The organism is Streptacidiphilus sp. PAMC 29251 (assembly GCF_054208735.2).
This window is the reverse complement of record NZ_CM135725.2, coordinates 2996808-3010719: the sequence shown is the minus strand read 5'-3', so window position 1 is coordinate 3010719 and position 13912 is coordinate 2996808. Positions and strand designations below refer to the sequence as shown.

The 13912-nt window shown below is 71.0% G+C and carries 4 protein-coding genes and 1 pseudogene; 2 read left to right on the top strand and 3 right to left on the bottom strand.

Annotated features, from left to right (window positions below):
- Positions 1-154: 154 nt before the first annotated feature.
- Positions 155-3214, top strand: coding sequence for a bifunctional [glutamine synthetase] adenylyltransferase/[glutamine synthetase]-adenylyl-L-tyrosine phosphorylase (locus ACXKR8_RS14075; RefSeq protein ID WP_458274979.1), 3060 nt, complete (start codon positions 155-157; stop codon positions 3212-3214).
- Between the two features lie 214 nt (positions 3215-3428).
- Here ACXKR8_RS14075 and ACXKR8_RS14070 read toward each other — a convergent pair whose 3' ends face one another.
- Positions 3429-4406 (bottom strand): phosphatase PAP2 family protein, encoded by a 978-nt coding sequence (locus tag ACXKR8_RS14070; protein WP_458273255.1) that lies wholly within the window; start codon positions 4404-4406, stop codon positions 3429-3431.
- Positions 4407-4776: 370 nt separating this feature from the next.
- Between ACXKR8_RS14070 and pulA the strand changes: the two are divergent.
- Positions 4777-10258: pseudogene (gene pulA, locus ACXKR8_RS14065) on the top strand (pullulanase-type alpha-1,6-glucosidase).
- A gap of 8 nt (positions 10259-10266) precedes the next feature.
- On the opposite strand, the gene ACXKR8_RS14060 reads toward pulA, so the two are convergent.
- A complete protein-coding gene (locus tag ACXKR8_RS14060; protein ID WP_458273253.1) occupies positions 10267-12075 on the bottom strand; it encodes an alkyl/aryl-sulfatase in 1809 nt (602 codons plus the stop codon).
- Positions 12076-12164: 89 nt separating this feature from the next.
- Positions 12165-13856 carry an MFS transporter gene (locus ACXKR8_RS14055; protein WP_458273252.1) on the bottom strand — a complete coding sequence of 564 codons (1692 nt, stop codon included), beginning with the start codon at positions 13854-13856 and terminating at the stop codon, positions 12165-12167.
- Between the last annotated feature and the right edge of the window lie 56 nt (positions 13857-13912).

Here is a 13912-nt window from a genome sequence, read left to right as displayed (position 1 = left end):
GTTGGGGACACGAGCCGACGAAGCCACGTAGCTGCGGGCGCTCTCTGCACGTAGTCTCGGATCTTGTTCGAGGATTCGAGGATTCGACGTTCCGTTCCGGCGTCTGAGGGGAACTGCCTTGTCCAGTGCGGACGGCACCAGCGGCCCGACCGATCTGACGGATCGGCACGCGCGGCGCAGCAACCCGGCGGCGCGGCTGGTCCGCCGGGGGTTCATCGACCCCGACGCCGCGGTCCGCCGGCTCGCCGAGCCGGCGCTCGCCCCGCATGCCACCGACACTGTGCTGCTGGACGCCCTGGCCGCCACCGCCGACCCGGATCTCGCGCTGCAGGGCCTGGCCCGGCTCGCCGAGGCCTGCACCCCGGCCGACTGCCGCACCCTGCTCGACACGGTCACCACCGCCAAGCCGCTGCGCGACCGGCTGCTCGGCGTCCTCGGCGCGAGCGCCGCCCTCGGCGACCACCTGGCCCGGCACCCGCACGACTGGCACGCCCTGGTCACCTTCGAACTCAGCGACATCCACCCGGGGCCCGAGGAGTTCCTGCGGACGCTGTACTCCCACATCTGGGAGCGGCACGCCGACGAGCCCCGGGAGGACGCGCTGCGCACCGGCTACCGCCGCTGCCTGCTCGGCATCGCCGCCCGCGACCTGACCGGGACCACCCAGATCGGCCAGACCGCCGCGGAGCTCGCCGACCTCGCCGGGGCCACCCTGCAGGCCGCCCTGGACATCGCCGCCGAGGAGGACCCGGCCTCCGCCGCGGCCTGCCGGCTCGCCGTGGTCGCCATGGGCAAGTGCGGCGGCCATGAGCTCAACTACGTCTCCGACGTCGACGTGGTCTTCGTGGCCGAACCCCGGCCGAACGGCAACGGGGACACCGCCGAGAACGACGGCCGGGCCGTCCAGGCCGCGACCCGGCTCGCGGCCCGGCTGATGCGGCTCTGCTCGGACACCACCAGGGAGGGCGTGATCTGGCCGGTCGACGCCAACCTCCGCCCCGAGGGCAAGAACGGACCCCTGGTCAGGACCCTCGGCAGCCACCTCGCCTACTACCAGCGCTGGGCCAAGACCTGGGAGTTCCAGGCCCTGCTCAAGGCCCGCCCGGTGGCCGGCGACGCCGAGCTGGGCCGGGCCTATGTGGACGCGGTCAGCCCGCTGGTCTGGCACGCGGCCGACCGGGACAACTTCGTCCCCGATGTGCAGCAGATGCGGCGCCGGGTGATCGACGCCATCCCGGCCGCCGAGGTCAAGCGGGAGCTGAAGCTGGGTCCCGGCGGCCTGCGGGACGTCGAGTTCTCGGTGCAGCTGCTGCAGCTGGTGCACGGCCGCGCGGACGAGAGCCTGCGCAGCTCCACCACCCTGGAGGCGCTCGCCGCGCTCTCGGCCGGGGGCTATGTGGGCCGCGCCGACGCCGCCGCGCTGGACTCCGCGTACCGCTTCCTGCGGGCGATGGAGCACCGGATCCAGCTCTACCAGCTGCGCCGCACGCACCTGGTGCCCACCGGCGAGGACGACCTGCGCCGGCTCGGCCGTTCGCTGGGGCTGCGCGCCGACCCGGTGGAGGAGCTGCGCCAGGAGTGGCGCCGGCACGCCCGCGAGGTGCGCCGGCTGCACGAGAAGCTGTTCTACCGCCCGCTGCTGGACGCGGTGGCCCGGCTCGGCGCCGAGGAGAACGGGGCGGGGCGCGGGATCGAGCTGACCGGGAGTGAGCTCACCGGGCTGTCCGCCGCCGCGGCCAGGACCAGGCTCGCGGCCCTCGGCTACCGCGCCCCCGCCGACGCGCTGCGCCATCTGCGCTCGCTGGCCACCGGCGTCAGCCGCCGGGCCGCGCTGCAGCGCACCCTGCTGCCGGTGATGCTCGGCTGGTTCGCCGACTCGGCCGACCCGGACGCGGGGCTGCTCAACTTCCGCAAGGTCTCCGACAGCCTCGGTTCCACCCCCTGGTACCTGCGGCTGCTCAGGGACGAGGGCGCCACCGCGCAGAACCTGGCCCGGATCCTCTCCTCCGGACGGCTGGCCCCCGAGCTGCTGCTGCGGGCGCCGGAGGCGGTCGCCCTGCTCGGCGACAGCGACGGCCTGGTGCCGCGCGGCCTGCGGGCGCTGGAGCGGGAGATCCAGTCGGCGGTGGGCCGGGCGGCCGACGCCCCGTCCGCCGTCGCCGCGGTCCGTTCGGTGCGCCGCCGGGAGCTGTTCCGGACAAGTGCCACCGATGTACTGGGCCGATTGGGTGACAGCCCGGCCGAGGCCGTCGCGGCGTCGGCGACCGCGCTGACCGACCTCACCACGGCCACCCTGGGCGGGGCGCTGAGCGCCTGCGTGGCCGGCTGGGAGGCCCAGGCCGGGGAGCCGCTGCCGACCAGGATCGCCATCATCGGCATGGGCCGGTACGGCGGCGGGGAGCTGGGCTACGGCAGCGACGCGGACGTGATGGTGGTCCACGAACCTCTCCCCGGCGCCGACGAGACCAGGGCGGCCAACGCCGCCCGCGCGGTGTTCGAGGAGGTCCGCAGGCTGCTGCAGCTGCCCTCGACCGAGCCCCCGCTGCTGATCGACGCCGATCTGCGGCCCGAGGGCCGGCAGGGCCCGCTGGTGCGCACCCTGGGCTCGTACGCCGCCTACTACCGCCGCTGGTCCCGGACCTGGGAGAGCCAGGCACTGCTGCGGGCGGCGCCGGTGGCCGGGGACGCGAAGCTGGGCTCGGCCTTCGTCAGCTTGATAGACCCGCTGCGCTACCCCGCCGCCGGGGTGAGCGACGCCGAGCTGCTGGAGATCCGGCGGATCAAGGCCAGGGTGGAGCGGGAGCGGCTGCCGCGCGGGGCCGACCCGACCACCCACACCAAGCTCGGCCCGGGCGGTCTCGCCGACGTGGAGTGGACGGTGCAGCTGCTGCAGCTGCAGCACGGGCACCGGGTGGAGGGGCTGCGGACCACCAGGACGGGTGCGGCGCTTGCCGCCGCGGTGCGGGCGGAGCTGCTGGATCCCGAGCAGGCCGAGGTGCTGTCGGCGGCCTGGGTGCAGGCGTCGCAGGTGCGGAACGCGGTGATGCTGGTGCGGGGGCGGGCCGGGGACAGTTTCCCGGGCGACCCGCAGGAGCTGGCCGGGGTGGCCCGCTACCTCGGGTATCCGGCCGGGCACGCGGGCGAGATGGTGGACGACTACCGGCGGCGGGCGCGGCAGGCGCGGATCGTGGTGGAAGCACTGTTCTACGGGTGACATCCGCCTTGTCAGGGCGGCGCTCGGCGGTGAGGGCGGGGCTCTGAGACGAGAGCGGTGCTCTCGGCGCGGTGAGGGCGGTGCCCCGCGAGGTGCGAGCGGTGCTCTCGGTGCTGGGCGGGCGGCGCCCCAGAGCAAGAGCGGTGCTTAACGACGAGAGCGGTGCTCTCGACAGGGGGAGAGCACCGCTTCAAGCGGAGGGAGAGCACTGCTCTCAGCGGTTGGCGGTGACCGGTTCGCGGCTGGGGCGGGTGTCGTCCCCCGCGTCGCTGGGGCGGACCGGGGGCGCAGCTTCGCGCGGGAAGGCGAACATCCAGCGCCCGTAGACCAGCCGAGAGGCCAGCAGGCCCACCCCGGTGCAGCAGGCGCCGAGCACCGCGTCCATGAAGAAGTGGTTGCCGCTGGCCACAATCACCACCAGGGTGACCATCGGGTAGAGCAGCCCCAGCACCCGGACCCAGCGCCGCCGGGCCAGGAAGGCGATGGTCAGGCCGCACCACAGCGACCAGCCGATGTGCATCGAGGGCATCGCGGCGTACTGGTTGGACACGTTCGCCATGTCGCCGGAGGCCATCGATCCCCAGGTGTGGTGCTTGGCGACGGTGTCGATGAAACCGCCGCCGCTCATCAGCCGGGGCGGGGCCAGCGGGTAGAAGTAGTACCCGAAGAGGGCGATCGCCGTGGTCACGAAGAGTGACAGCCGGGCTGCGGCGTACCGTCCGGGCTGGCGGCGGAACAGCCACACCAGGACGCCGATGGTCATGATGAAGTGCAGCGTCGCGTAGTAGTAGTTCATCCCGGTGATCAGCCAGGTGACCGAGTCGATCGCGTGGTTGATCGACCTCTCCCAGGCGAAGCCCAGGGTCTGCTCGAAGTGCCAGATGTCGTGTGCGTTCTGCTCGGCCTGGCCCTGCATCTCCGGGACGGCGTTGCGCACCAGGGAGTAGAGCCAGTAGCTGATCGCGATCAGCAGCAGCTCGAACCACAGCCGGGGGCGGCCGGGGGAGTGGAAGTGTCCGCGCAGCGGGTGCCACAGCCGCTGTCGCCAGCCGGCCGGCCGCGTCGGCGAGTCCTGGGCGGGGCTGGCGCCGGTGGGTGCGGCAGTGCGTGCGGCGGTTCCGTCGGGGACGACGGGACCGGACGGACGTACGGCGTCAATGGCGCCCTCGTGGTCCCGCTTCGGTTCCCCCATGGGGCAGTAGTCTGCCATGCGGCCTCCCGGGAGCTGATCACCCTGTGGTTGGGGATTCGCTTCTCGATATCCCTCTGAAGTCCTACGGCCCTTCGCTGGTCCCGCTTGGAGCGGCCTCCCGCGCACGTTGGAGTACAGGTGAAAGAAGGAGCCACCGCCCCGTGCGGGCAGAGGCTCCGAACATGTTGACGATCCTACTGCCAGCGGTGGGAGCGGGCAGCGGCGGGATCACTTGTTGAAATCCTTTACAGACTCTTGCTGAAAGTGATTGCGGCCACTACGTTCCTGGGCGAGCCACCCCTGTTCTGTACCGCTGACGCCGCCTCAAGGGAGAGCCCGCGTGGCCCCACGACCCAGACTCGGCAGCCTCATCGCCACCGTCGCCCTGCTCGCGCCCGCGTTCGCCGCGACCGCCGCACCGGCCGCGACCGCCGCCACCACCACGGTGACAACCACGGTGACAACAACGGCGACGACGACGCCCCCGCCCCCGCGCCCCGCCCCGTCGGACGCCTCGCTGGCCGCCACCCCGGACCGGCACGACCTCACCCGCGAGCAGTACTACTTCGTCCTGCCCGACCGCTTCGCCAACGGCGACACCGGCAATGACACCGGGGGCATCACCGGCAGCCGGATGGACAACGGCCTCGACCCCACCGACAAGGGCTTCTACCACGGTGGTGATCTCAAGGGCCTGATCGGCAAGCTGGACTACATCAAGAAGCTGGGCACCACCGCGATCTGGATGGCGCCGATCTTCAAGAACAAGCCGGTGCAGGGGACGGGTGCCGACGCCTCGGCCGGCTACCACGGCTACTGGATCACCGACTTCACCCAGGTCGACCCGCACTTCGGCACCAACGCCCAGCTGAAGCAGCTGATCGACAAGGCTCATGCGAGGGGGATGAAGGTCTTCTTCGACGTCATCACCAACCACACCGCCGACGTCATCGACTACTCCCAGAAGACCTATGACTACCGCTCCACCGGCGCCTACCCGACCCTGGACGAGAACGGCCGCCCGGTCGACCTGACCGCGATCGCCGACGCCAACGCCCTGCACGGGACCTCCAGCTTTCCCGCGCTGACCACCAGCTCGTTCCCCTACACGCCGGTCTACAACGCGGCGGCGGACCGGACCGCCCGTACTCCGTCCTGGCTCAACGACCCGACGCTCTACCACAACCGGGGGAATTCGACCTTCACCGGCGAGTCCGGGACCGAGGGCGACTTCTCCGGTCTGGACGACCTGGACACCCAGGATCCGCGGGTGGTCAAGGGCTTTCGAGAAGGTCTACGAGGACTGGGTGAAGAAGACCGGGGTCGACGGCTTCCGGATCGACACGGTCAAGAACGTGAACATGGCGTTCTGGCAGCAGTGGGCCCCGGCGCTGAAGGCCTACGCGGCCAAGCAGGGCAACAAGAGATTCTTCATGTTCGGCGAGGTCTACGACAGCGACACCTCCACCACCTCGTCCTATGTCACCCAGGGCAAGCTGCAGGCGACCCTGGACTTCCCGTTCCAGGCGGCGGCGCAGAGCTACACAACGGCCGGCGGCTCGGCCCAGGCGCTGTCCTCGCTCTATGCCAACGACTACAAGTACACGACCGCCGACACCAATGCCTATGAGCTGCCGACCTTCCTCGGCAATCACGACATGGGCCGGATCGGCTACTTCCTGCAGTCGGCGAACCCCGGCGACAGCAATGCCCAGCTGCTGAAGAAGGACCAACTGGCCCAGCAGCTGCAGTTCCTGACCAGGGGTCAGTCGGTGGTCTACTACGGCGACGAGCAGGGCTTCACCGGGACCGGCGGCGACAAGTCGGCCCGGCAGGACATGTTCGCCTCCAAGACCGACGAGTACAACACCGACACCGTGATCGGCGGCAGCACCGGATCCGCCGACCGCTACGGCACCGATACCCCGCTCTACGCGACCATCTCCACCCTGGCCGCGCTGCGCAAGGCCAACCCGGCGCTGGAGGACGGCGCCCAGGTCGAGCGCTACGCCGCCGACGGTCCCGGGGTCTATGCCTTCTCCAGGATCGACGCCGACCAGCAGGTCGAGTACCTGGTCGCGGTGAACAACGCCACCACCGCGCAGAGCGTCAGCGTCTCCACCTACTCGGCCGGGATGGCCTTCACCCCGATCTACGGCGGGGCGGTCACCACGGCGACGACCGGGGCGGACCGCAAGCTGGCGATCACCGTGCCGGCCCAGTCCGCCGTGGTCTACCGGGCCGCCGCCAAGCTGGCCAGGCCCGCCGCCGGACCCTCGGTGGCGCTGACCCCGCCCGCGGCCGGCGCGACCGGGACGGCGACCGTCGCCGCGACCGTGCCCGGCAGCGGCTTCGACCGGGTCACCTTCGCCGCCGCCGTCGGCAGCGGGAAGTGGCGGACCCTCGGCACCGCCGACCATGCGCCGTACCAGGTCACCCAGGACCTGACGAATGTCGCGCCGGGCACCACGGTCCACTACAAGGCCGTGGTCGAGGACAGCGCGGGCAGGCTGGCCGACGCCACCGGCAGCACCACCGCCGGGACGCCCGCGCCGCCCGCCAAGCCCACCGCCGCCTCGCGCAGCTACGCGGTGGTGCACTACCACCGCGCGGACGGCGACTACAGCGGCTGGAACCTCTACGCCTGGGGCGACATCGCCGACGGCGAGGGCACCACCTGGCCGGCCGGGCACCCCTTCATCGGCCGGGACGCCTACGGGGCCTTCGCCTACGTCAAGCTGAAGCCCGGCGCGTCCACGGTCGGCTTCATCATCGAGAACAACGGCACCAAGGACGGCGACGCCGACCGCGGCATCGACCTGTCGCAGACGGGTGAGGTCTGGGTCGACTCGGGCAGCGCCACCACCTCCCCGACCGATCCCGGCACACCGGTGCAGCCGCCGGCCGGCACCGCCGTGATCCACTACCACCGCACCGACGGCGACTACACCGGCTGGGGCCTGCACGACTGGACCGGCGCGGCGACCCCGACCGACTGGGGCAGCCCGCTCAAGCCCTCCGGGACGGACGCCTTCGGCGATGTCTTCACCGTGCCGCTGGCGGACGGCGCGACCGTGCTCGACTACATCCTCCACAACGGCGACACCAAGGATCTGCCGGACAACCAGGAGCTGAACTTCGCGATCAACGGACGCGAGGTCTGGATCACCGACGGCACCCCCGGCTACATCCTGCCGCAGTCCACCGCCTCGGCGGCCGACCTCGACCTGAGCCAGTCCAAGGCGCAGTGGATCGACCGGACCACCGTGGCCGTCCCGGCCGCCTGGGGCTTCGGGCAGAACCTGCCGGCCGGCTCCTCGGCCGAGCTGGTCTACTCGCCGACCGGTGCACTGGCCGTCAAGGACGGCGACCTCACCGACCCCGGCTACTGGCTCCGGCTGCTGCCGGTCAGCAGTGGTCTGACAGCTGCTCAGCTGGCCGCCCACCCCGAGCTCAAGGGCTATGCGGCCTTCACCGTCGACCCGCGCGACACCGGGCGGATCGCCACGGCGCTGCGCGGACAGCTGATCATGACGGAGCGTGAGGCCAATGGCGCGCTGCTGGCCGCCAGCGGCGTGCAGACGCCGGGCGTGCTGGACGCGGTGTACGGGGCCAAGGCGGCGAAGGCCGCCCTCGGCCCGGTGGTCACCGGAAACACGGCGAAGCTCTCGGTCTGGGCCCCGACCGCCTCGACCGTCAGCCTGGAGCTCTACGACAGCCCCACCGCCACCACCCCGCACCGGGTCGCCATGCACCGGGACGCCGGGAGCGGCGTCTGGTCGGTCAGCGGGCCCGCCTCCTGGAAGGGCGAGTACTACCTCTACGCCGTCACGGTCTGGGCCCCCAGCGTGCAGAAGGTGGTGGTCAACGAGGTCACCGACCCCTACTCGCTGGCCCTCTCCGCCGACTCCAAGCGCAGCGAGATCGTCGACCTGGACGACCGCTCGACCCAACCGGTCAAGTGGCTTGACGATTCCTCACCGAAGGCCATCTCCGCCGGGCAGCAGGAGATCCAGGAGCTGCAGGTCAGCGACTTCTCCGCGGCCGACAGCACCGTCCCGGCCGCCGACCGGGGGACCTACCTGGCCTTCGACGACCTCACCTCGGACGGCATGAAGCACCTCGCCGCCCTGGCCAAGGCCGGCGTCACCACCGTCCATCTGCTGCCGACCTTCGACTTCTCCTCGGTGCCGGAGACCAAGGCCGGGCAGACCGCCCCGGCCTGCGACCTGGCCGCCTCCGCCCCGGACTCCGCCGACCAGCAGGCCTGCATCGCCAAGACCCAGGCCACCGACGACTACAACTGGGGCTACGACCCGTACCACTTCACCGTCCCCGAGGGCTCCTACGCCACCGACCCGGACGGGACCGCGCGGACCGTGCAGTTCCGGCAGATGGTGGCCGCCCTGCACAAGGTCGGACTGCGGGTGGTTCTGGACGTGGTCTACAACCACACCGCGGCCTCGGGACAGGCTCCCACCTCGGTGCTGGACCGGATCGTCCCCGGCTACTACCAGCGGCTCGACGCCAACGGCAAGGTCACCACCGACAGCTGCTGCGCCGACACCGCGCCCGAGCACACCATGATGAACAAGCTGGTGGTGGACTCCACCAGGACCTGGGCCACCGAGTACCACGTGGACGGCTTCCGCTTCGACCTGATGGGGCTCGATCCCAAGCAGACCGTGCTGGACGTGCAGTCCTCGCTGAAGCGGACCGGGCGCAGCGAGTTCCTCTACGGGGAGGGCTGGAACTTCGGCGTGGTCGCCAATGACGCCCGCTTCGTCCAGGCCACCCAGGCGAACATGGCCGGTACCGGCATCGCCACCTTCAACGACCGGCAGCGGGACGCGGTCAGGGGCGGCGGTCCCTTCGACACCGACCCGCGGATCCAGGGCTTCGGCTCCGGGCTGGGCACCGACCCCAACGGGGCCGCGGTGAACGGGACCGCCGACCAGCAGCGGGCGGCGCTGCTGCACTCCATGGACCAGATCAAGGTCGGCCTGACCGGCAATCTCGCCACGTACTCGTTCACCGACAGCGCGGGCAAGGCGGTCAAGGGCTCGGGGGTCGACTACAACGGCGCCCCGACCGGGTACACCGACGCCCCCGGCGAGGCGATCACCTATGTGGACGCCCATGACAACCTGGACCTCTACGACGCCCTCGCCTACAAGCTGCCGACCGGCACCTCACCCGCCGACCGGGCCAGGATGCAGGCCCTCTCACTGGCCACCACCGCGCTCGCGCAGGGCCCCGGCTTCGCCGTCGCGGGCAGCGACCTGCTGCGCAGCAAGTCGCTGGACGCCAACTCCTACGACAGCGGCGACTGGTTCAACGCGATCCAGTGGAACTGCGCCAACGGCAACGGCTTCGGGAGGGGGCTGCCGATGGCGGCGTCCAACCAGGCGTCCTGGGTCTTCGCCCAGCCGCTGCTGGCGAACCCGGCGCTGGTGCCCGGCTGCGCGGCCGAGACCTCGGCCTCGGCGCTCTACCAGCAGTTCCTGCAGATCAAGCGCTCCACCCCGCTGTTCTCACTGCCCACCGCGGCCGCGGTCCAGCAACGGCTGAGCTTCCCGCTCTCCGGCACCCCGGGGGAGACCCCGGGCGTGATCACCCTGCACCTGGACGGCGCCGGGCTGCCGCACACCTACCGCTCGGTCACCGTGGTCTTCAACGCCACCCCGACCGCCCAGCGGCAGACCCTGGCCGCGCTGGCCGGGACCACCGAACAACTGCACCCGGCGCAGGCCGGCGGCAGCGATCCGGTGGTCCGGCAGTCCGCCTTCGACCCCGCCACGGGCAGCTTCACCGTCCCGTCCCGGACCGTGGCGGTCTTCGTGCAACGGTGAACGAAGCCTCAGGGCGTGACGATGGCGAAGTTCGGCTCGGGAGAGTCGAGCAGGCCCATCAGCCTGCTCAGCACCGAGGCGTCGCCGTCGACGCTCACCCCGTCCAGGCCCTGGCCGGCCAGCAGGCCGAGCAGCTGGGGCTTGGTCAGGGTGAGCGAGACGTCGGCGGCCTCGGCGCCGAGCACCGTGCGGTAGGTGAGGGCGCCGTTGGAGAGGGTGATCCGCCAGCTCTGCTTCTCGTCGCTGAGGTTCCAGTCCATGGTCAGACCGGTGTCCCAGGCGCGCGGGCCGTCCACCCGGATGGCCAGCGAGTCGATCAGCTGCTCGACGCTCAGGGCCATCGCCATCTCCGGGTTGCCGAGGTCGAGTTCGGTCTTGGTGATCCCGTTGCGGAGCTCCTGGGCGCCGGTCAGGTAGAAGTTGCGCCAGGTGCCGTTCTCCGCGCCGTGGCCCAGCGTGTCGTAGACGTCGGCCAGGGCCTTCTTGGCGCCGCTGTGGTCCGGGGCGGCGAAGACCGCGTGGTTGAGCAGGGTGGCGGCGAAGCGCAGGTCGCCGGAGGCGGCGTACTCGTTGCCCTTGACCACGGTGGCGTCCACCCCGCCCAGGCACTCGACGTAGCGCTTGGCGGTCGCCACCGGCGGGTGCTCCCAGAGGTGCGCCGGGTTGCCGTCGAACCAGCCCAGGTAGCGCTGGTAGATCGCCTTGACGTTGTGGCTGAGCGAGCCGTAGTAGCCGCGGGCGTTCCAGGAGCCCTCCAGGCCCGGCGGCAGGACCAGCTGCTCGGCGATCTCCGGCCCGGTCAGGCCCTGGTTGAGCAGGCGCAGCGTCTGGTCGTGCATGAAGGCGTAGAGGTCGCGCTGCTCGGTGAGGAAGGTGACGATCTCGGCCTGCCCCCAGGTGGGCCAGTGGTGCGAGGCGAAGGCCACGTCGGCCTGGTCGGCGAAGAGGGTGACCGCCTCGTCCAGGTAGTGCGACCAGATCCGGGAGTCGCGGACGACCGCGCCGCGCAGGGTCAGGATGTTGTGCATGTTGTGGGTGGCGTTCTCGGCCATGCACAGCGCCCGGCGGTCCGGGAAGAGGAAGTTCATCTCCGAGGGGGCCTCGGTGCCCGGGGTGAGGTGGAAGACGATGCGGACGCCGTCCACGGTCTCCTCCTGGCCGGTGTGGGTGACGTCCACGGTCGGCGCGATCAGGGTGACCGTGCCGAGCGAGGTGGTCATGCCCAGGCCGGCGCCGATGTGGCCGGCCGCCGACTTGGGCAGGGTCGCCCCGTACATGTAGGCGGCGCGGCGGGTCATCGCGGTGCCGGCGTAGACGTTCTCGCTGACCGCGTGCTCCATGAAGCCCTCGGGGGCGATCACCGGGACCGGGGCGTGGCCGTGCGGGACGACGCCGCGGGCGCCGCCGAAGTGGTCGCCGTGGCAGTGGGTGTAGATCAGGCCGGTGACGGGGCGTTCGCCGCGGTGCGCGCGGTAGAGGCCGAGCGCGGCGGCGGCCGTCTCGGCGGAGATCAGCGGGTCGATCACGATGACCCCGGTGTCGCCCTCGACCAGGGTCATGTTCGACAGGTCCAGGCCCCTGACCTGGTAGATCCCCTCAGTGACCTGGTACAGCCCCTGCTTGGCGCAGAGCTGGCCCTGGCGCCAGAGGCTGGGGTTGGCGCTGCTGGGGCAGTCGCCGGAGAGGAAGTCGTAGGCGTCGTTGTCCCAGATCACCCGGCCCTTCGCGTCGGTGACGACAGCGGGCTTCAGGGCGGCGACGAAACCGCGGTCGGCGTTGGTGAAGTCGGTGGTGTCCGCGAAGGAAGGTGTGGTCATATCGACCACAATTGCACTGGTTGTGGTATTTGTCCGGTCGGCGGGAGCGGGTTCACCCGTTCCCGCCGACCAAACGGCCCCTCAGGGGGTCAGGCGTCGCTGGACGCCATCGCCGCCATCTCCAGGTCCACCAGCCTGGCGTGCTCCTCCGCGTCCTCGCGGGCCTTCTTCGGGCTCCAGCGCCCGGCCATGATGAACAGGAACGGCAGGAACAGGACCTGTCCGCCCAGGCAGACGAACCACCAGGTGCGCCAGTTGCCCGGGTTGTCCTTGGCGGCCTGCTGCACCTGGGTGCCGTACTTCTGCAGCACCGCGAGCTGCGGCTGCGCCTTCTGCACGATGGTCAGGTTGGGGATCCCCACCTCCTGCACGGCCTGGCCCTGGAGCGCCGGCGGGATCGCCGTCGGCGGGTACTTCGACAGCTCGGCGAACAGCTGCGGGTGGGCGTTGACGATCGCCAGCGCCGGACCCGCCTGCGCCTGCGCCGTGGCGACCTCCGTGCCGTGCTCCACCAGCGGTGTCGCCGAGGTGACCACCAGCGGGAGGAACGCGGCCGAGACCGCCACCGTGATCCGGATGATCCAGCCCCAGACCGCGAGGCCGGTCGCGGTCGCGGCCGGGTTGTGCTTCTCCACGGTCTCGGTGAAGCTCGCCATCCACGGCGCGTAGGTGAGGCCGCTGAGCACGCCGATGCCGACGAACATCCAGGCGAAGGTGTAGTAGCCGGTCTTGGCGTGGGTCGCGGCGAGGGCGAACAGCAGCGTGACGATGATCGTGCCGATCGCGCCGACCAGCATGAACGGCTTGCGCACCCGCAGCCGGTCGGAGGCCAGTCCGGCCACCACCAGGGCGATCGCGTTGGCGGCCCAGTACCAGTTGGCCAGGGCGTTCACCCGCTGCTCGGAGTAGCCGAAGGTGGTGGCGAAGTAGACCACGAAGTTGCCGACGGCGGCGAAGTAGAGCAGCAGGAAGATGCTGATCGCGAAGGCCGAGCCGACCACGTCCAGCCGCATCATCTGCTTCCAGTGGCTGCCGGTCTGCACGGCGGAGGTGTCGATGCCCTTGGCGCGGGCCTCGACCAGCGCCCGGTCGCGCAGGCTGACCATGATCTGGTCGCGCAGCCGCGGGGAGAGCTCGCGCAGCGCCACCAGGGCGATCACAAAGACGATCAGCGCCGAGATGCCCGCGTAGCGCAGCTCGTCCTGCCAGGTGGAGGAGTCGAGGGTGCTGCTGGTGACGGTGGTGACCACCAGGCTGCCGAGCACCGGGCCCATGGTCCAGTAGCCCATGGCCGTGGCTCGACCGAGCTGTGGGGAGAAATCCCTGATCAGGGCAGGTGTCGCGACCAGGACGATGCCTTCGACAAAGCCGACCAGGGCGAACAGGATCAGATAGGACAGCTCGCCGGAGGCGTTCGGAAGGCCGAACAGCACCAGCAGGCCGGTCACCGCCAACCCGTAGACCACCATGTTGGCGCGGCCCCAGCGGTCGGCCAGGCCGGCGATCAGCGAGGCGAAGGCGCCGACCGCGTTGCCGACCACCGAGACCCAGATGAAGTAGCGGTAGGTCATGTGGAAGTGCTGGATGATCGAGGTCGCGACGGCGTACTGGATGTAGAGCGCGTAGTACAGAACGATCGTGGTCAGCACCACGATCGCGAGGTAGGCGTAGCGGCGCCCGGTGTCCGGGTAGTGGTCCAGGTTGCGCTGCCACAGCCGGCCGAGCGGGCTGGGTGCTGATCTGGAGACGGGCGCGTCGGCGGTGGAGGGGGTCGTCGTCATCCTGCTGGCTCCTCGGGGCACCTGTACGTACGGACATGCGGTCGCGCCGAGGCATG

What these genes read in the sequence shown, in the direction of transcription:
- ACXKR8_RS14055 (WP_458273252.1), bottom strand. Translation starts at nt 13,856, where the DNA reads ATGACGACGACCCCCTCCACCGCCGACGCGCCCGTCTCCAGATCAGCA.
- ACXKR8_RS14070 (WP_458273255.1), bottom strand. Translation starts at nt 4,406, where the DNA reads ATGGGGGAACCGAAGCGGGACCACGAGGGCGCCATTGACGCCGTACGT.
- ACXKR8_RS14060 (WP_458273253.1), bottom strand. Translation starts at nt 12,075, where the DNA reads ATGACCACACCTTCCTTCGCGGACACCACCGACTTCACCAACGCCGAC.